The 19,990-nt window shown below is 46.6% G+C and carries 17 protein-coding genes; 6 read left to right on the plus strand and 11 right to left on the minus strand.

The window, feature by feature from the left end:
* Positions 1-161 precede the first annotated feature (161 nt).
* The 4 genes from AC5JL3_RS12110 to AC5JL3_RS12125 all read right to left on the minus strand — a co-directional run bounded on the left by AC5JL3_RS12110 (position 162) and on the right by AC5JL3_RS12125 (position 4,115).
* On the minus strand, positions 162-1,370 hold the full coding sequence (locus AC5JL3_RS12110) for an LL-diaminopimelate aminotransferase (RefSeq protein WP_496074730.1): 1,209 nt from the start codon (positions 1,368-1,370) through the stop codon (positions 162-164).
* Positions 1,371-1,622: 252 nt separating this feature from the next.
* A complete protein-coding gene (gene trxA / locus AC5JL3_RS12115) occupies positions 1,623-1,952 on the minus strand; it encodes a thioredoxin (protein WP_192218039.1) in 330 nt (109 codons plus the stop codon).
* Positions 1,953-2,189: 237 nt separating this feature from the next.
* Positions 2,190-3,383, minus strand: a complete 1,194-nt coding sequence (locus AC5JL3_RS12120) for an extracellular solute-binding protein (protein ID WP_496074731.1) — start codon at positions 3,381-3,383, stop codon at positions 2,190-2,192.
* Positions 3,384-3,476: 93 nt separating this feature from the next.
* On the minus strand, positions 3,477-4,115 hold the full coding sequence (locus AC5JL3_RS12125; RefSeq protein ID WP_496074732.1) for a phycobiliprotein lyase: 639 nt from the start codon (positions 4,113-4,115) through the stop codon (positions 3,477-3,479).
* 267 nt (positions 4,116-4,382) lie between these two features.
* On the opposite strand from AC5JL3_RS12125, the gene AC5JL3_RS12130 reads away from it, so the two are divergent.
* Positions 4,383-4,763 (plus strand): hypothetical protein, encoded by a 381-nt coding sequence (locus AC5JL3_RS12130; RefSeq protein ID WP_496074733.1) that lies wholly within the window; start codon positions 4,383-4,385, stop codon positions 4,761-4,763.
* A gap of 216 nt (positions 4,764-4,979) precedes the next feature.
* On the opposite strand, the gene cobT is transcribed toward AC5JL3_RS12130, so the two are convergent.
* The 4 genes from cobT to AC5JL3_RS12150 form a co-directional block, all read right to left on the minus strand.
* Entirely contained in the window at positions 4,980-6,149 is a 1,170-nt protein-coding gene (gene cobT / locus AC5JL3_RS12135) for a nicotinate mononucleotide-dependent phosphoribosyltransferase CobT (RefSeq protein WP_496074734.1), read from the minus strand.
* Positions 6,150-6,476: 327 nt separating this feature from the next.
* A complete protein-coding gene (locus tag AC5JL3_RS12140) occupies positions 6,477-7,079 on the minus strand; it encodes a DUF2232 domain-containing protein (protein WP_192218041.1) in 603 nt (200 codons plus the stop codon).
* Positions 7,080-7,394: 315 nt separating this feature from the next.
* On the minus strand, positions 7,395-7,943 hold the full coding sequence (locus tag AC5JL3_RS12145) for a universal stress protein (protein WP_496074735.1): 549 nt from the start codon (positions 7,941-7,943) through the stop codon (positions 7,395-7,397).
* 69 nt (positions 7,944-8,012) lie between these two features.
* Positions 8,013-8,720: a Crp/Fnr family transcriptional regulator gene (locus AC5JL3_RS12150; RefSeq protein WP_192217989.1), complete on the minus strand. Its 708-nt coding sequence runs from the start codon at positions 8,718-8,720 to the stop codon at positions 8,013-8,015.
* Between the two features lie 719 nt (positions 8,721-9,439).
* On the opposite strand from AC5JL3_RS12150, the gene AC5JL3_RS12155 reads away from it, so the two are divergent.
* Complete coding sequence (locus tag AC5JL3_RS12155; protein ID WP_496074736.1) at positions 9,440-12,454, plus strand: hypothetical protein; 3,015 nt, start codon at positions 9,440-9,442, stop codon at positions 12,452-12,454.
* A gap of 184 nt (positions 12,455-12,638) precedes the next feature.
* On the opposite strand, the gene AC5JL3_RS12160 is transcribed toward AC5JL3_RS12155, so the two are convergent.
* Positions 12,639-13,631 carry an alpha/beta fold hydrolase gene (locus AC5JL3_RS12160; RefSeq protein ID WP_496074737.1) on the minus strand — a complete coding sequence of 331 codons (993 nt, stop codon included), beginning with the start codon at positions 13,629-13,631 and terminating at the stop codon, positions 12,639-12,641.
* A gap of 280 nt (positions 13,632-13,911) precedes the next feature.
* Complete coding sequence (locus tag AC5JL3_RS12165; RefSeq protein ID WP_496074738.1) at positions 13,912-14,157, minus strand: hypothetical protein; 246 nt, start codon at positions 14,155-14,157, stop codon at positions 13,912-13,914.
* 331 nt (positions 14,158-14,488) lie between these two features.
* Here AC5JL3_RS12165 and AC5JL3_RS12170 point away from each other — a divergent pair, with 331 nt between their 5' ends.
* The 4 genes from AC5JL3_RS12170 to AC5JL3_RS12185 all read left to right on the plus strand — a co-directional run bounded on the left by AC5JL3_RS12170 (position 14,489) and on the right by AC5JL3_RS12185 (position 18,991).
* Positions 14,489-16,324, plus strand: coding sequence for a hypothetical protein (locus AC5JL3_RS12170; RefSeq protein ID WP_496074739.1), 1,836 nt, complete (start codon positions 14,489-14,491; stop codon positions 16,322-16,324).
* A gap of 203 nt (positions 16,325-16,527) precedes the next feature.
* The gene (locus AC5JL3_RS12175) at positions 16,528-17,226 is read left to right on the plus strand and encodes a sugar transferase (protein ID WP_496074740.1); all 699 of its coding nucleotides are present in this window, start codon (positions 16,528-16,530) and stop codon (positions 17,224-17,226) included.
* A gap of 154 nt (positions 17,227-17,380) precedes the next feature.
* Positions 17,381-17,920, plus strand: a complete 540-nt coding sequence (gene pgsA / locus AC5JL3_RS12180; protein ID WP_496074741.1) for a CDP-diacylglycerol--glycerol-3-phosphate 3-phosphatidyltransferase — start codon at positions 17,381-17,383, stop codon at positions 17,918-17,920.
* 117 nt (positions 17,921-18,037) lie between these two features.
* The gene (locus AC5JL3_RS12185; protein WP_496074742.1) at positions 18,038-18,991 is read left to right on the plus strand and encodes a DUF2382 domain-containing protein; all 954 of its coding nucleotides are present in this window, start codon (positions 18,038-18,040) and stop codon (positions 18,989-18,991) included.
* A gap of 15 nt (positions 18,992-19,006) precedes the next feature.
* Here the strand turns inward: AC5JL3_RS12185 and AC5JL3_RS12190 are convergent, their stop codons facing one another.
* Positions 19,007-19,942 carry an NAD-dependent epimerase/dehydratase family protein gene (locus AC5JL3_RS12190; protein ID WP_496074743.1) on the minus strand — a complete coding sequence of 312 codons (936 nt, stop codon included), beginning with the start codon at positions 19,940-19,942 and terminating at the stop codon, positions 19,007-19,009.
* Positions 19,943-19,990 lie beyond the last annotated feature (48 nt).

Genomic DNA, 19,990 nt, shown 5'->3' on the forward strand with positions numbered 1-19,990 from the left:
CTAATGATTAAAAGGCTTTCAGCCTCTTCTTAAGATCTCAAATGGGTTCTATAAGTCCTAAAAAACACATTTTAGTGAGTTCGCAGCTCATTCGTAGCTTGGATTGACCAAGGAAACGCATAACCAAGCGTCAAATTGCTAAATTCTTGAGAATTCCCAAATCACGAATCAGTAGTTTTGTTGAGAAACCCTGCGATTCTCTCTACGGCAGCTTCCAAAATTTCTGGTTCTTGCACCAGGGCAAAGCGGACATACCCTTCCCCAGCTTTACCGAAACCCGCTCCCGGCAAAACTGCAACACCAGTCTTTTCTACTAGCTGAGTACAAAATTTCATTGAGTTCTGCTGCCAAGGCTCTGGCAACTTTGCCCAAATATACATCGTTGCGGCTGGGGTAGGAACCTGCCAACCAATTCGGTGTAGAGCCTTGATGAACGTATCCCGCCGCTTACGGAAAACATCCACGCATGCCTTAACGCCGTCTTGAGGTCCCTGCAAAGCTGCGATCGCACCTTTTAAAATTCCCTGGTACTGGTTAAAGTCAATTGCGGCTTTCACCTGCCGCAACGCCAGAATTAGTTGGGCGTTCCCGATCGCATAACCAATCCGAAATCCACCAAGATTGTAGGATTTGGAAAACGTGAAAAACTCGATTGAGACTTCTTTATCCGGGTCAGCTTGCAAAACCGAGGGAGCGAGTGATTGGGTTTGCTGGCGTTCTATGCCATCTTCCGGAAACACTAAGTCAGCATAGGGGAAGTCGTGAACGAGAACTAGGTCATGTTCACGGCAAAAGGCAACAGCTTTCTGGAAAAAAGACAACGGTGCGATCGCTGTCGTCGGGTTGTGAGGATAGCTCAACACCATCATCCGCGCTTGAGCAAGCACTGGCATTGGGATGTCCTCCAATACTGGTAAGAACCCATTTTCTTCTAGAAGAGGCATGGGGTAGATCTGACCACCAGCCAGGTAGACACCGCCAGCATGAGAAGGGTAGCCAGGGTCTTGCAATAGTGCAAAATCTCCTGGGTTGAGTACTGCTAGCGGTAGATGCGCCGTGCCTTCTTGAGAACCAATGAGAGTTAGCACCTCAGTTTCTGGATTAACTGGGATGCCGAATTTTTTTGTGTACCAGTCTGCTGCTGCCTGACGAAAGGATTGAGTCCCATGAAACAGCAAATAGCCATGAGTACTTTTGTCAGACAAAGACTCTCTGATCGCGGCTAAGACATGCTCAAATGCAGGAAGATCAGAAGACCCTAGTGAAAGGTCAATCAGATCTTGTCCAGATGCCTTAGCTTTTGCCTTTGCCTGATCCATATCGGCAAAGACATTGGCTTGCAGAGGTTGTAAACGCTTAGCAAACTGCATGGGATTGGTGGAGCTATAGGACTAGTTGAGTTGCACACAGGCGAACTGAGTTGCCTTAAGTGATCTCATTAGTGTGAAACTGTTTCTGGGAAGTTCCAGAAATTATGATGAAACTGAATTAGGAGTGATTACTGGTTAATACAACCAAGGTTCGATTAACTACGAAGAAGCTTCTCCCTACATTGATAAATTCTTAACCATTAGGTTTAGAAAAAAAGTAGGTTTCTTACCGCAAAATTCTAAGCTCAAGCCTCATGAACTCAGGTAAGTTTCCACCAGACTTTCTAATTTCTGCTTGCCAATTGCTCCTTCATGCATCCCCGCAACCTCACCATTTTTAAACAAGATGAGTGCTGGAACGCCTTCAACTTGGTACTTCTTCACGGTTGCAGGATTTGGATCGATTTCCATCTTAGCGACTTTTAAGCGATCGCTATAAGTGTCAGCTACCGAGTTCACGGATGGTGATACCAGGCGACAAGGTCCACACCAAGATGCCCAGAAGTACACGAGTACAGGCTGTTCGGCTTTTAAAACTTCGGTTTCAAACTCAGTATCTGTAATTGAAATAACGCTACTCACGACACCCTCCGTCAACACAACTGCTGCTGATTGGCTCACGCTCTATCTTCATCCAATTGCTTTGGATTTGACAGGAAAGCGAGCAAGTTCTCTTTTCACTTCACATTTATATAGAGTAGATCAGTCTCAGCGTTTGTGATGTCAAGTCCGACAGCAGCAATGAACCAAGAAAGGCTCCAGGGCAGAAGGCAGAAGGCTTTTATGGATTTATCCCGGTGCCGATGGTACGAAGGCTAGCTAACCTCTAACGGTGCGAATTTCTTTCCAAAGCGCTTGATACTCCTCATCTACAGCTTTGGGTAAGGGCTGAAGAAACTCACTTTTGTCGAGAACTGAGTTGTCTGGTAGTAGCACCGGATTCTCTCGAACATCTTGGGGTATGTTAGCCGGATTGAGAGTCGTGACAATCGGTGAGGCGGCGTTGCTGAATAGAGAGATTTCATTGGCTGGTTTAGGTTGCCAGCAAAAATCAATCCACTGCTGGATTAGAGACTGCTGCTCTTGTGTGCCTGTAGTATTAGAGTCAACTGCTGCTGAGGCAGGTTGCACCCATAAATCAGCCCAGAGAGCGGTTCCTGAAAGCGGAACTATGGCATCGATCTGACGATCATTTGCTCGCACAGGGATTACATCCGTAGACCAACCCACTGCTACCCAAGTATCTTCCAACGCTAGAGGTTGTAGGTAATAGTCAGAGCTATAAAACTTGACTTGTTGATGCAGCGCCAACAGTTCTTCTTTAAGGTCTTGCACCTGGCTGAGATTGGTGGTGTTGTAAGAACGCCCCAGTTTTTTCAACGTTAGACCAATCACTTCTCGCGGCTGATCCACGACAGAAATGCGATCGCGTAACTCTGGACGCCATAAATCACTCCAATCCTTGGGTGTCCAACCCAACTCTCGAAATTTATCGCGGCGATAGGCAATCACCGTCGTACCCCAACGGTAGGGTGCGCCCCAAACTTCTCCAGTATTAGAGAGTTGACCTTGGCGATCGCGTTTTACAATCTCCTGCCAAGCTTGCGGCAACTGCTGCCATCCCCTCAACCCTTCCACCTGCAGGGGTTGAATTAATCCTTGCTGAATGGCTGATTCTAGCCAATAATCCCCCAATGTCACTAAATCCGGGACTAAGGTTTTTTTGGAACCCACAAAAGGAATAGCCCACTGTGACTTTTCGTCTTTTTTTTCTGCTTGCTGCTTCCAGGCTTTCAGTCGCGTGAATAAATCTTGCAACTGTTCTTCTGGGTCAAACTTGACGGCGGCTGATTGATCTAATGCCTTACGAAACTCAGCCACCAATTGAGCTGGAATAGAATCTTGCAAAAGCCTTACCCTTAAGGACGCTTGCTGCCGACTGTTACACCCAGCTACTAGCTGACCTAAAGCCAAAGCACTAGCACCGTACAAAAAAGATCGTCGTTTCATCATTGGGAGTAGGAAGTAGGGAGGATAGTTATTTGTTGTTGGTTGTTGGTTGAAAATACAAACAACGAATAACTAACAACAAACAACATAAAACCTTTACATTGCTTGACGTCGCTCAACACCAAAACCCACTAGGTCAATCTCCGTTGGGGCACCACCTGATTCTGGACGCTGATAGGTGATAATCGTCCGAAGTCGTAAATCGGGTGCTACGAGGCGCATTTGGTCAACGGCAACTGAGCGCCGATAGTACGTCGTCATTTCTAACGTTTGGCGCGTCGGTAGATAAGTAAAGCGACTCTTCACTGCACCCGCTTCTGAGTATCCCTCATCCCGCAGATAATAGCCCTGAATCACTTCCTCTGTTGCTGGAATCTGTGCCGCCCCAGGCAAAGGGGGAGTCTCTACTGACATTTCCGGCGAGAGGACAAAGGTATCGGGGACAAACAGCGCCTTGAGGTTCATCGAGACTTGTTCACCCGTTTCTGAAACTGTCTCAAATGCGATCGCAAACCCTGGACACGCTGTTTCATTTGACTTAACTTGTGCCATATCAACGTTAATACCACCCAACGAGGATAGTGACAGAATTTGCTGTTTTTGGTCACCTGTTAAGGTTTCCACACGATATTCCGTATAAGAGCGTTCAATTTCACCCTGGAGAATCGAATGGTAAATCCTCTCTGTTTTCCAGATGCCTGTACAAGCCGTAAAAAAATCTTGAAAATTAAGCATTTTTTAAAAGAGGTCAAAATTTCTAGGAGATAAAGAAGATTGAGTTTTAACTTAGTGACTCTTTATACTTTTTGTTACTTCTTAGACAAATCGTAGAGCGCTAACTAGTGTATATAGGGTCAATTTTCCCCAATTTAGCATTTAAAACTCAGAAAATAGGTGGATCGTGATTTTATCAAATAGTTAAATGAATCAGCACGGGATGTTCTTTTCCCATTAAAGTGACTAGCATGATAAAGAGAAAAAGTTATTGGAATTGCAAATCCTATGGATGCCGTTCAAAAGCAAATCGTCGTTTTAAGTCATAAGATTGATGCGCTCTACCAAATCATCGATCAACTGAGCCAGAAAGTTTCAGACTCGCTGCACGAAATCAAGCAAACGCAACCTCAGTCACCAGAAGGTTCGCTACTAGCTACTAACGTCAGAGCGCACAGCTATCAGAGTCCAAGCTTGCTCGACTCTGTAATGGAACACAAAGATGTTCTGCTTGATCGCAATAGCGAGATAACCAATGGATATCCCAGTAGCGAGAAAGCTCTCACGGCTGATGTTCAAGTCCAACGCTTAACTGCCCAACTGACAGCAGCCTATAATCGCATTGCTGCCCTAGAAGAACAACTGCTAGCCCGGAGAATCCACTCCTAAATTACCGAAACATCACGGGTTTAAAGCCCCGTCAGGCAAGGACGTACAAGTAGTACGAGCAAGGATGGGCAAGGCGTTGTCCATTGGGCTAGATAATGTAAAACGGGTTATGCCTGCAATTATTGTTTGAATCCAGAATCCCCACGCCTAAAGACCGGGGAGTTCGTCAATCCAGTTCTTGCAAAAGTTTTCTTTTCTAACTCTGACAGACAGCATTCAACTTTGGCAGCAACGCTCTACCAAGCTTTCGATCGCTTGCAGTAATTGAATTTGGCTCCAACCTCGGTAAAGATAGGCAGCGATCGCACATCCTCCGGCACCTACACCCTCTTTGACATATCCCTGCTCATAAGCTTGTAACTGAGGATAACAAGACGTAGCAAAACTCAACTCTGTCGCCAAAAGCGGTACAGTGCCAATTTTTCGGGCTAAACCAACGGTGTCACCCGTAGAGTCTTCTGCAACCCAGCGAGTTGTTCCCACAACGACTTGTTCTGGTTGCCATGCCAAGGAATATTGATTCATCAGGCTTGCCCTTGATGCCAACGCCTCTGCGAGGGCATAAACAGCTAACATTTGCGTCCCACCAGCAAGCAAGACACCACAACGACAACTCGCCGCGATCGCCATACCTGCCGCCACAATTTGCATCGGGTCTCCTACTGCTGCTACTAGTCGCAATGGGTCAACAGAAGATGATGAGGTGATGGGGTGATGAGGTGATGGGATGATAGAGGAAAGGTCTCTCCCCATCTCCCTTTCTGCCCATTTCCTCAACCCGATCTGAACAACGTCCCACTTTTGGGTGTGATTGCAGTTGGGATGAGAACTGTTGACTTTACCGACTGCATCGATACCCAAGCCAGTGAGGACACTAAGAGCCGTTGTGGTTCCACCTACAACACATTCGCTGATAATTAGATACCCATCAGCAGCAATTGCCAGTTGTTGTCCCCACTTTACGCCTTGCTCAAATAGCTGTTTCACCGTGTTGAGGGGTAGAGCATTGCCTGAAGTAACACACTTCGCAGGAACACCCCCTAAATCAATAGCAGGTACAGCAAGAGGATGAAGTAAACCAGCATTGAAAAGATAAATAGGGATATCCAAAGCCTCAACAACAGCACGGGAAATCAGCACCGGAGAAGCCCCAGCCGTTAACGGTGGTAGGGGATATTGCGGTTTAGAAGTAACACCATTCACTAAAAATTCAGCATCAGCGATCGCAGTATATTCGCGATCGCTCGGTGTCGCACCCGCCGCAGAAATACCAGGAATAAGACCCGTAGCAGTAAATCCTAGAATGCAAGCCAACACAGGTGGGTGTCCCTGATACTGCTGTAACCACCGTTGCCCTTGGGCTAGCTGAGTATAAACTCGAATCATGAAGCTAATCGCTAAAAGAAGAAACGGCGAGGCAGGGGAGGGTTCAGGGAGCAGGGGAAGAGAAAGTTAGTTTGAATACAATTCGGTATTAGGGATCAACGAAGAGCTTATCTTCCCTACAACCGACCACTAAACACTAACCAAAAGTGACAACTGTTCAACGAAGCAAGTAAGCAAACTCAATATCACAAGTCCAACAGACTAGCCCTTGCGTGGGGGGCGTGGGGGCAGCGCTTGTGCCCCCAGTGGGGGGTCTGGGGGGCTAGTCCCCCAGTCAAAGACTGGGTTTTCCCAAAATTTCTTAAAAGCCCACATCCCTCTCTTGTGTCACCCATCATAATCCAGCAACACTTGCACCCAGTTCGGCGGACGAGGAATTGGATTGCCCAAGCGATCGAGCATCAGTAAAGCAACAAGATGCACAACGAATAAATAAACAAGATTGTTAATAAAAACCATCACGATCGCAAGTGCCTGAATCAGACTCAGACTAGGTTGATCAAGTAACCCCAGCCTCAAAAATCCCCACTCTGCTAATTGAGTAATCTGAGTTGTCACATAAACCCAGAGGTCTTCACCCAAGAGAATCGAGAGCAACCAAAACCGAAAAAAGAAGCCAAACGTACCCAGCAACGTACCCGTGAAAATAGAAAAGAGCCAGTTAGCACGACGACTCCACATTGCGCCCAACTGGACACCCATCAAGCCATAAGGAATAAAAAAGAGAATGCTACGAGTTGGTCCCATCAGCACCGACAGTAGCAACCCGGAAACCAACGCCGACATCCAAGAAGCCCGGTTTCCCCAACGGAGGTAGACCAATGCGATCGGGATCGGGAAAAATATCCGCAACACTGGCCCCAAGGGAAAATAAAAATTTATCAGCCAAATCAAGCTGGCAGTACTCGCGAGAAACGCCGTTTCGACCATCGCCAAAGGCGCTTTTGCCCGAAGCGGCAATCCTTCTAGTTTCGGAGTTGTCGGAGAGTAACTTCTTCCAGGAGGCACTGTCCCAAATGATGACCGGGAAAACTCATCCGTTTGGGCTGTTAATGCCGGTGATGAGGTATCTCGACTCGCCTCATCAGTCGAGTCCAAATCATCGATCCAGGGGTCATCTTCTGAGTTGAAAGGCTTGTTTTTCCGTTCCTCTAAAGGATCGGGGCGAGAAGCTTGGGCATCATTATAAGAATCGCTCATTCAGATTTATTAAACGCTTGACCAATCTCAATTTAACCGCTCCTCCTAGATTGAAGGTGGGTTAATCACACCTAGAGAACGGTCATTCACGGCTGGAGGTGGTGGCTCAAGCTCTACTTCCTGAATGACTAACACTGAACAAGGAGCATGGTGTACCACATAATTACTCACACTCCCCAGCAACGCTTCCGTCAAGCCTGTACGACCCCGACGCCCAACTACAATTAAATCGGCGTCCCATGCTTTTGCTTCATCACACAGCCGATGACCTGCTTCACCAATTTCGTAAGCCGAAGTCGTTAGCACTCCTTGACGGGCAGCTTCTTCACTGTAGCGATTTAGTACAGCTCGCGCTTCCTCAATCTGGTTGTCCATCAAGACTTGTTGAGTTTGGTAGTTATTATTCACAAACCCCATATTCAAGCTGGTATCAAGCGCAACCGGAGGCATTGGTTCACTGACAATCTCAGGAGCAATGGAGTGCAGCAGCTTGAGTGCCGCTTTGTTTGAATGCGCTAGCTCCAGCGCCGCCGAGAAGACAGAAGGGCACAACGAGGACTCATCGATCGCTACAAGAATTTTCTGAAAACTCATAAACGTTTAAAGTAGATAGAGTAGGCAGGAACATCAACGCACAGATGCACTGGTTCCTATAACCCTAGGCTACGCGATAATCCGTTCCAAAGCCGATACATCCGGGATAACCATAATATCGTTTTCCCGTACAATTAGCCCCTTCTTTTCTAACTTGGTCAGCACTCGTGTCACTGTCTCCCGTGCTAGTCCACTCAGGCTACTCAACTCTCGATGGGGTAGGTTGGGAATCTCTGTTCCTTGTTGCTTTAGTTTCCCTTGTCCCTCTGCGAGAAACAACAACGTATCAGCAACTCGCGAGGTACTATCCGACTCTCGTAGACGCAGACGCCGATTCACTTGACGTAGACGCTTTGCCATTAGCTGAGATAGACGGACACCGGCAAGTGGTTCATTATGAATTAACTGGACAAAATCCTGAGCTGGAATACTGCCAATCGTTGTGGGAGTGAGAGTAATGACATCGGTTGAACGAGGAACCTCATCCAGTGCCGCCATTTCACCGAATAATTCTCCTTTCCCTAAAATGTTTAGGGTTACCTCTTTGCCATCAAGGTTGTAGGTGCGAATTTTTGCCCAACCTTCCAAAATAAAGTACACAGAGCCGCCCCAGTCATTTTCCAGCAAAATGACTCGGTTAGCTGGATGGCTGCGAGTGACAACATGAGATGTAGCTTGCTCCACAGTGTTCTCCGGTAACCCAGTAAAAAACGGAGCCGCGCAAATCAACTCATTAACATTTGAGTTCATTTCGTGTGAGTTGTATCGGTCTTCCATGAGATCACGAGCAAATTGTAAAAGCAGTGGACAAATAAATGCTCATCTGTCCACTAGATTGAGACAGGAAGCGTTTCCTCAACCCATAACCCCTAAAGAGCAACAGTCAGAGCCGTTGAGAACTATAAGGGTTCAGGCACCCCATCAACCTTTCAAGATAAGCGAGAATGGCGGATGCAGTGGTCGTTTCCTCACCCATGACAGAACAACAGCTTTACACATCGGAGGTGCCTTGGATCGCTAATCCTGTCAGAGCTTGAGGCAATTATCGGATAATAGGCACACAGTTATTATGCGCTATCTTGATTAGCCTCCAAAAAATCTGAGTGTAGGATACTGCACCTGCCTCGTTGTGAAGCAGTAATGAGTTTATGATGATGACAATCAAGCTAACTGTATATCAATTTTTCCAAATTCCTCGATTTATTAGTCAGGAATTGGGAAAGGGCTGTATCTTTAACCTGGGAATAGGGGAAATCTATATTCATCGCGTGCCGATGAAATGTTCTGACTAGCTTGGTCGCTCCGGCACTCTATCATTAGAGACCCGGAGATCACACCATATCAACCGTACAGCTCACTTCGTATCTTTGACATTGTCGCTTTTTGTCAGTGGAAGCAGACCAACAGACAAACAACCCAAGTCTATTAGCGAAGGAATGTAACGGACTTGATATCACGCCTGCGTTGTTGTACTTGTTTTCCTCAAGGGTTTCACCGTGACTTTTCAGAAGGATATTCAATCTCTGATTGCTGATATTGACGGCATCCTCCCTAAAGCAGGCTCCCGTCTACCTTGGTCTAAGCCAGGCGACATCGCCCAAGAGCGCCGGGTTTTAGAGAGAGTTCGTAGCTACTTAGTCTCGTTGCAGCAGAATGGGGCAGTACCTGAACAGCGACCAGCTAACCCCGCGTTGCCAGAAGGAGTAAAGGAGATTGTCGAAGCCGTCACTCAAGAAATGGACTTTCTTCGGGCTGACTTGCTGCACCCCTTGCTGGAAGATATGGAAGCGTTACGGCAAGAGCGAGAGTCTTTGATGCACGAAATCAAGCAACTGCAACGAACAAGGCAGCAGCTTGATTCTCCAACCTCGCGTCATCCTGCCCAACCACCAATGACGGCAGATTTTTCTCAAGAATTGATTAGCCGTTGTACTGAAAGCTTGACTTCTCAGATGACTCAGTTGTTCGCGAATCTGGAAGCTCGGTTGGCAAGTCCTGGTTCGGCGATCGCAATGAGTACACCTCAAGGCAAACTGGGGGGCGTACTCCAGTCGCAAGATCGTGTAGAGCAACTGCGACAGATACAAGACCAGTCCGATCAAATGTTGCTCGCTCTAGACGCTAATCAACAGAAGATCTTTGAGACACTACAGTGCAATCTTCAGGGCTACCAGAAATCTATGGCTCAGGGATTGGAAAAGATGCATGGCTTGAGTGTGCAAGGAGAGCTACTGTTTACCGCATTGGTGAATCGTTTAGCCGAGCAGTTGGGGCGAGAAACCACCACAACCAGTGACACACAACCAGTGACAGTGCTGCCGAGCAATGCTACTGGGCTTAGGGATAGCTCACTAACGCCATTGCCACCACTCCCCCTGCAACCCCCAGAGACACTTTCCAGCGCCCCAGAAAGTGCTACTGATTCATTTAGCAGCCCAGACGCACTGCCAAACCTTTCCTCGATATCACCAACATCAGCACCAACGCTTGACCGATCAATTCAGCCGACACCTGAAGAGACTCTCCTAGAAAACCTGAACTCTGATAATTGGGAAATTATCGAAGAACTAGAACTTAACTATCCCACTAATGAGCCAGATGAAGATGATGGTCTAGCAACCTTCATCCAACTAGATATCGAGCCTTCAACCTTACCCGCCTCAGTGGAGTCAGATCCAACAGCTGAGAATCTGCCAATATCACCCTCAGCAGAAGAGACAGGAGTTGGTGAAGCTAGCAAACTAACATCTAGTTTCGATAGCCATGGCAGAGAAATTGATGATTTGTATGAAACTCTATTTGGTACAGACTCCTCAGCTAGTCGCTTAAGAGCAACAGAAGCAGAGGTTCCCGTAGCTACCGACTCCGCTACTCCTGTCTCCTCTCAGGTTGAAAATGTCCTGTTTGAAGGGCTTAGTGACCCAGCCGTTGAACCGACTGAGTCGCAGGCATCGAATTGGTCAGGAACTGATTCGTCAGACTCGTGGGAAGTTTTATTTTTTGAAGACACAGCGACTCAGCCCCCAAGTGAGTCAGAGTTGGCAGAAAACCAATACTCATCAGAACCTGCTAGCTCGTCAACTAACACAAACGGACGGCAAGGTGTTGAAACCATTGCTGCCTTGACTGATTTATTTGACGAGATGCGGTTGACTCACCTGCTACCGACTGTAGAGCCTCACTCAATACCTGAGCAACCCTCGGAACCACCCACGGCTAATAGCGAACCCCCAACAGTTGATGTCGTGGAGGATAACTACATTCCAGCCTTACCCGAAGAGGATTTGCTGGCAATGGATGCCTTAGAAACCGAACTCGACCCAGAAGTTTGGTTAAATCAAAACGCACTTCAGCAGCTTCAGCAAGACTTGTCCCGTTTTGAAGGGTCTGAAGGTCAAGATCTTCAAAGTCAAGACGATGAGCGATCGCTTTTTGATTATTCACAAGCGCCACTAATTGCGCCAGAAATCCCTAACTCCCACCAGACAAACTATCGCTTCCTGGCATCGCAGGAGTTATTGGCGGAAGATTGGGAAGACTTTGTGTACCATGACTTATCCGATGAGGATGCTATCTCCCAAAATTTGGCAGACTCTCCTCAAAATGACAGTGGAGAAGAAATTGCAACAATCGCTAGCGATAATGGGATTACACAGCCTTCTCCGTCAGCAGCCCCTGAATCTATTGAATCCGATTTTGACCCAGATTTATTTCCTTCTGAAGCACTAGAGCTAGACCATGAGAATACTCTAAGCGCCAGCTCTGAAGCTCCTGAGGAGATAGGTGTACCTAGAGAGCTAAACGCTCTTGAGGATGAGACGTTTGTCGAGATGCTCTGGGATGAGCCAGTAGACAGCACAACCGAGGAGATGATTAGCTCACCCGACTTGGAGTTTGAAACCAACGTTTTCCCGCAAACTCCCCAGGATTTACAAAGGGAGAACCTAGTCAATAACACTCTGAGTGATACTGAAGCAGAACGCGATCGCTCACAATCGAACCGATTGGATTCAGAGTTGATTGCTCCTGATCATGAAGCGTTGGATGAACCAGTAGTGGAAGGGAGTCCAGCCAAGGTACCACCTCAATCCAGTCCAGAGTATCCACCAGCAAATCCTACAGACTTAGGGCTAAATATCCTTAACAATCAAATCTTGAGTGCAGATATGTGGAATGATGCACCCAACAACACTCAAGAGATAGTCTTGCCTCCAGAACCCGTTGAAACTCAAGTCGATCCCTTGCGAGAAGCCTCCTTAGACGCTGGACAACAGGAAGCGGTAGCACAGCCTTCTGGCTCGGAAGACCCTGTGGTATCTGAAGACATTGTTATGCCAGAAGAGCTTGTTGTGGCGGATAACGAAGCCTTAGCGGAAGTTGAGCTATCAGACAGGCTGGCGCAGGAGGCACAGACATCAAGTGAAACGGAGTTCGATACAACCTTACCTCAACCCAAAACAACAAACCCAGAGCAACCTAACAACCAGAAGGGAGCGGGAAGTGGGGAGTAGGAAGTAGGAGGAGCAGGGGAGCCGGATTATTCTTGCTTCCCCCTTGGCAAGCTACCGTGTACACACGAGCCGATAGACCTCTCCCCAAACCCCTCTCCGAGGTGGAGAGGAGCTTTGAGATGGCGCCCCTTCCCTCGCAGGGAAGGGGCTAGGGGTTATATAACCTATGATGGGACTGTTGACTTCAAGCTCTCTCAACAAGTTGACGAACTGCACTAACAATCAAATCAGGTTGCTCTAAGGGAATAAGGTGTCCACTAGTTTCGGCAATGATATATTGGCTATTAGACGAAAGTTTAGTTAAATCTAACTGAAGTTCCTGCCACCTCTGGAATCTTTCATCACTCATTTCTGGAGCTTTTGCACCTTGAACTAACACGAGCAAGGGCAAGTTATTCAAGGATGTAACAGCTTGTAATTGCTCAAAGCTTTTTTCTAGGTTGGCATATTCGCTAGATACGGTTGCCCAATAGTGAGAACGATAACAGTAGGATTTGTAAGTATCAAACAAGGCTTGGACGGCTAACGGATATTTTTGAATTTTTTGTTTAATCTCTTCAAGAATTGGCAACAAGTTGAGTTCCCCGATTAATCGCAACACACCAACTCGACTGGCAACCCTCATAACTTGATAAAGCCATACCTCTCTTTTAATACGTTTCCAGGTTTCGGATGTCATGTAGCTTTCTAGGGAGGAATCCACCAACACCAATCCCACCACATCTTCTGGATATTGACTTGCATATAGCCGCATATTGGCTCCCCCCAAGGAGTGTCCCACCAAAATGTAAGGAGGCTTAATCCCAGCTTGGGTCAGAAGTGTATGCAATTCATCAACGCTTTGCTGGCTCGTGCGCGGTGTCCTGAGATTGGGATCGCTCCAGCCCAAACCCGCTCGATCGTAAGTACACACACGGGTAAATTCAGCAATTTTTTGCGGAACCAAGCCCCATGTGATTGATGGGGCACCAGCACCAGCATCCATGACAACTGTTGGTGTACCCTGACCAATACAATTGAGATGCAGACGAAATCCCCCAAGATCAACAAGCTGACCTAGCAGAGGGTATTTATGTCGATCAACAGCTTCACTAACTGTTTGGTAGAAAATTCCCGAAACTAACCCGACTGCGGTAACGCCTAGCCCAAGCCAAATCAACTTTTCCGTAATTATCATAGTGAAATGTGCCAAGCTTACACGGCTGCACTCAAGTTTAGCTTTCCTACCAGTTGCGGTAACTCTCTCACTACCGTTCGATCAAACAAACCGCAGTGGGTAAGACCGAATAGGCAAGGGTGCGATCACACTCGCTCCTTACAGAACCATCTATAGGTGATAAAGTCCAAGATCTGATGTATATCCGTTATATATTTCCGTTGCGGTTACATTGGCTCTAGGTCATCTAACACTTCAAAAGCGATCGCTACCTCAAACTCATTAAGGAACTAGAAGGCACTCACAAGCGAGAAACCTGCTGCTCTCTTCGGAGCGGCTCTGAAAGAGCTAGCGCAGATCGCATCTTGGCAGCGCTGGAAGTGGGCAAGCAGTCGCCACTGTACAAACGAGTGAAGGCAGTTCTCGACCAGATGATGCCTTGAAAAAGAGAAATCCAATGTCTAACGGTTAGACACTGGTTTTTTTTGTTAGATGCGATCGCGTTTCTGAACCGTTTGCCAGAACAGGCATTGATCGGAACTGGCAAACGGTTCCGCGCTAGCTCCCAGTGATATTAGGTCTGGGAGAGTTTTGGGCAAACCAGGAAACTTGTGTATATACAGTAGCCTTGGCAAGGGGGGACTGAGGGGGTAATTTTTTGACTTTTGCAAGAGACGACCATGAGCCTTTGCTCACGAACCTTGCGATGAAAATAGGTATAGGAACGATTTAGCGTTGTTTCAGCCTCCATTTTCAAGACAGGTCTATTGATAGGGCACAGATAACATCGTGACCCTGTCATGGAGGATATGCACCTGAGAACTACCCAAAAGTCCCCTCATCGGGTAAATACTTATATATCTGCACACTCAACTTGATTGGAGGTCGCTATCAGAAACGCTGTCTGGTACTTAGGAATTGACTTCGGTAGTACAGGAATTTCAGCTACCCTATTGAACCGCTCGACTGCTGAGCAATACCCCATCTATTGGTCGAACGAACTACCAATGGTGAACCCTCAATCCGCTACTTATCGTTCTGGTGAGGGTGTCTTTCGTTTACCAGCAATGACCTACTCCGGTTCAGCGTGTCGAGATATTTCGCCAGAACAGCTTTACTATGTTCAGATGCCAGCGGCACCGATTGTTGTTGGTTCTTTGGCATCTACCTTAGCGGATAAGCAGCCTGGAATTTTCTTAGAGAATTTTAAACCTTACCTAAATCTTGGCATTCCCTACTATTGCCCTAGGCACTACGGATGGGAGCCAACAGTACAATTGCCAAATCAGCAGCAAGTTTCCCTATACTGGGTGCGACGCACTTTACAAGCCTTGTTCGCAACGCTGCTGCCCAAGGGTGATTCAGTGGATGCTGCAATAAAGGTAGGCTCCGTTGGTCTAGAATCCGAAATGTTGAGAGATGTCTTGCCGCAGTTAGAGGGAGTTGTTCTAGGCACTCCAGCGGCTTGGTCCGATACTTATCGCTTAAATTTACGGGAAGCTGTCCTGGAATCAGGCTTAGTGAGGCACGCTGAGCAAATTTTCTTCCTAGAAGATGCGATCGCACCTATCCTTGCTAGTTTACACACTCAGTCAAAGGACTCTTCAAAACATCAGTCTCTAAAGGGCGGTACTTTAGTCATCAATGCTGGGGCAACCACAACGGAAATTGCGCTAGTTGATTTACCGGATAACCCGAAGGACTTAACTTACAGCGACTTTACTTTATGTAGTCTGCCGTATGCGGGTCATTTTATCGATCAAGATATTGTTTGCCAGTTGTTGTATCCTCAGCTATCTGAGCCGCAACGCCAGCAGTTATTACAGGAAAGTGATTTTGAACTGCCGCTACCGGGTCAACCTGACTTGGAAAAACGCGATCGCTTAAGTGTACTGCTACAAAATTCTCCTTTAGGGCAAGCACTTCTGAAAGCGGCTGGATACCTGAAGGTAATTTTGCAACACAAAGAGGAATTTACCTTAAATGTCGGCAATACCCAGTGGAGCGTCAAGCGTCTAGATTTAGAAAACCGTGTGGTTCTACCGTTCACTCAACAACTTGGGTCAGAACTGAATAAACTGCTGCTTAAAACAGGCATCTCTGAATATGGCGTTTATCAAGCCTTCTGTGTTGGAGGTACTGGTGTTTTGGCTGCACTGCAAACCTGGGTACGCCAACGGCTTCCACTCGCCACGTTGATTCAGGATAGCGATTCCTCAACAGGAAACTGGGTTGCGGCTGGACTTGCCAGTTTGCCGCTCTATCCTCTAGTGTTAAACCGACTTCAGCAACAGTACAGCGACTATTTCCTCCTTTCAGAACTGCTACGTGCTTTCTCTGAACCTGCACTAGACTCCGGCAAGTATCTCTATAGCCTTGAGGAAATCATGCAGCAATTGGAGCGTCAAGGTCTAAATACAGGTGCTTGTTATCAGCGTATTGTCCGCTTGGTGGAAGGTCAGCTCCCTCTTGGTTTGGTGCCTTCAATTGAAAATGCTAGCTGGCTAGCTCCAGCCTCAAAGCAAGATCTACTTTACTCCGCTGATCCAACGAATACAGGAATTTTTGAGCGAGAAGAGGAGCAGCTCTATTATCCAAACTTTCGGCAGCAACAGCGGCTTCGCCAGTATCTCGATATAGTACTATCTGGAATTCATCAAAAGTTTGAGGAACCGCTGATCGTTAAGTTGGGTGTAGCAGATAGCTCAATTTAGAAAAGCTGGATTGTACCGCAAAATCAGCAATATTGTTGCAAAATCCAAAAAAACTTATAAATACTTTAAAAAATACTCTCCTTTTGTAAAGAGTTAGTAAAATAGACTGATTGTGCTAGCCTTCACGTAACGAACGCTCAATACTATTGGCAGAAAAAGATTAGTCGTAATGCTCAGAAGCTGTAACCAATTCTTTTCATTTCGTGTCTACAACATCAGGGTCTCCTACTCCTCAATCAGTTGATTTACTGATTCTAAATCGTACTTCTCAGGTACCCGTAGGCGATCAAAAAATGCATTATTCTGCTAATTGTAGGCGTAAGCGCTTATTGGACATTATTGGAGCATTAATTGGGTTAGTTGTTACTGCAATCATTGCGGTTCCAATTGCGCTAGTGATTAAGCTCGATGACCCAGGTCCCGTTTTCTACAGCCAAATCCGCTGTGGTGTCAAGGGCAAAACGTTTCGCGTTTGGAAATTTCGCTCCATGATTGTGAACGCAGATCAGTTGCAGCATCTGGTTGACAATCAGGCGCAAGGTAATATCTTCAAAAATAAAAATGATCCACGTGTTACTCGTGTAGGACGTTTTCTGCGTCGCACAAGCTTGGATGAACTGCCTCAGTTCTGGAATGTCCTCAAAGGTGACATGAGCTTGGTCGGTACTCGTCCGCCAACAGTAGAAGAGGTGATGAACTACAAGACGCATCACTGGGAGCGATTGAATACGAAACCAGGAATGACAGGTGAGTGGCAAGCCAATGGACGCTCTAGTATCACAGACTTTGAAGACATTGTGCAGATGGATCTTGCCTATCAGCAAAAGTGGTCGGTTATATACGACCTCAAGTTAATCCTAAAAACGTTGATGGTAGTTGCGAAAAAAGATGGCGCTTTTTGAGGAGTCTAGAGTGTTGTCTGGGAAAGCCGATTTTCAGAAAACTCTAGTTGTTTGATTAAGTTGTCACTCGCAACGGATGACGGACAACAATGCAGCATTGGCGAGTTATAAGCTATGAGTTAAGGCAATAGCACCTTAACTCGTAGCTTTTTTTATGAATTTACCCAACTCGATTACCTTTTCTCGTCTACTGGCGTTGCCGTTCCTCTTGTACGGTTTGAATAACCCGACTGAGCGATCGCGCTGGATTTGTTTAGGAATATTTCTAGTTGCGGCTGGAACAGATTGGTTGGATGGTTATCTCGCTCGTAAGCTGAACCAAATCACCGAGTTGGGCAAGTTTTTAGACCCGTTGGTGGATAAGTTTTTAGTATTGGCACCCCTCCTATCGTTAATTGAGCTTGGACAGGTACCAGCTTGGGGTGTGTTTCTGATTTTGGCACGAGAATTGGTAATTGCGGGTTGGCGAGTCAACCCAAAGTTATCAGGGAGTAGTAGCATTAGCGGTGCTAATATTTGGGGCAAGCTAAAAACAGTCAGTCAAATTGCTGCGATCGCACTATTAATTGCTCCGACACCTGATTCCTGGGAAACCCCTTCATTAGTGCTTTTCTGGATATCGGTTGCCCTCACTTGGATTTCTGGGGCAATATACCTGTGGCCACAAAAAAGCAATCAACCATCAGCCGTCTAACCACGATAAAGAGTTAATAGCTTATCAGTGATTTCTCGTTCGTTAGAAAGAGGAATCAATGTATAGGAATTTGTAATATGTCTGTACTATGACATAGAAAATTTTGGAGACAAGAGCATGGCTCTCTTTAAAATCGCGGATTTTAACCCAAACTATCAGCAAGACGCTTTTGAGGGTGAAGACATCAAAGGACTCGATGTCTATGCCGGGAGAACAGCAGAGAAAATTGGCACTATTGAGGACGTACTCGTTGATGAGACAGGACGTTTCCGGTATCTTGTCATTGACACGGGCTTCTGGATTTTTGGCAAAAAAGTCTTGTTACCAGTAGGACGTTGCCATGTTGATGCTGAGGCACACCGCATCTATGCCATAGGGATTGCCCACAAAGAGCAAGCCGAAAAATTACCGGAATACCATGAGAGCATGACTGTTGATTACGACTACGAAGAGCGAGTTCGGAAAGTTTATCGCACTCCAGTCGCACAATCATCGGTACCTGTGACCGTGGAACGACCAGTCGAGGCATCAAGAGTTGTAGGGATGACCTCTCAACCGGCTACACCACGACCTGCTTCTAATCAAGTCCATGCTGCTGCTTATGACCACAACACCTACACCTATGACCATGAGCCTTCAATGTACCAGATGAATGAGCAGGAACATCAAAGGCTCAGGCTCTATGAAGAACGACTGGTTGCGAATAAACACCGTCGTAAAGCAGGTGAGGTAGCAATTGGTAAGCGGGTTGAAACAGAGCAAGCCAGAGTTTCGATTCCTGTTGAGAAGGAGCGAATTGTCATTGAACGGACAACTCCTCAAGATGTTGGAAGTGCGGTTATTCCTGGTAACGTTGACTTCCGTGAAGGTGAAGTGGCTCACATGAGCGTCTACGAAGAGACGGCTGATGTTAGAAAGCAAGCTTTTGTACGTGAGGAAGTCAACATCAGGAAGGAAGTTGAACACGATACGGTAGATGCAACAGAAGTACTGCGTCGAGAAGAGTTAGATGTGAACACTCAAGGGCATCCGATTGTCGATCGCTCTAATCAACATCCCTATAACCGTTAAGGAACTTCCTTCCAGCTAACTTGCTTGGATAATCTCGTCATCCAGAGAGAAATCGACCTCAGTTGTGTCATGACCAGAAGCGAGATAATCGTTTTGAAAGGAATCTTTCAAACCACTCACGAGGTCGAACTCTGGCTGCCAGTTGAGTTGGGTTTTCGCTTTATCCACTGAGGCGAAGAAGTGCTGAACTCTCAAGGGGAAGGCTTTGCGTTTGCCAAAGTCAAATTGTTTTGGGTCGTAGTGGACTAACTTTAGAGCCTCAGCAGACTTACCCGCTGCTTCGGTGCAGGCACGGGCAAGACCATCAAAGGTAACGAAGCGATCGCCTGAGACATTATAAATTTGCCCAACTGCGGCTTTGTTTCCCAAAACTTGAGACATCGCCATCGCTAAATCTTTGCAATGCCCAAACTGGGTAATATGCAGTCCATTTCCAGGGATAGGAATTGGGCGATCGCGTACAATTCGATCAAAAAACCAGGCTTCCAGGTCGTTATAGTTCTGGGGGCCATATATATAGGTAGGGCGAATCGATGTCCAGGGTAATCCTAGCTGAGTAAGGTAAGCTTCTGTTTCATGCTTACCTTTATGGCGGCTTTTTGGGTCAACGGCATCACCTTCGACATGAGGCAGTTGGTCGGATTTTAGATAAACACCAGCAGAACTCATGTAGACAAAGTGTTGTACTCGATCTTTGAAGAGTTCAGCTAGGGGTTGAGTGTCGCTGAGTTCTCGACCATTGTTGTCAAAGACAGCATCAAATTGTTCTTGTGATAACTTGTCTTTGAGTTGGGAAGCGTCAGTGCGATCGCCTTTTATCTGTTTTATACCTTCTACAGGTGCAGGTTTATTACCGCGATTGAATAGCACCACTTCATGACCTTGTTCTACCAAAATTTTCGTTAAGTAGACCCCAATAAAGCGGGTGCCACCCATGATTAAAATTCGCATGATTTCTCTATTAACGCTTCGTTAGAGTAATCTTACCGAGGAAGCGAT

It is taken from the genome of Symplocastrum torsivum (assembly GCF_059505465.1).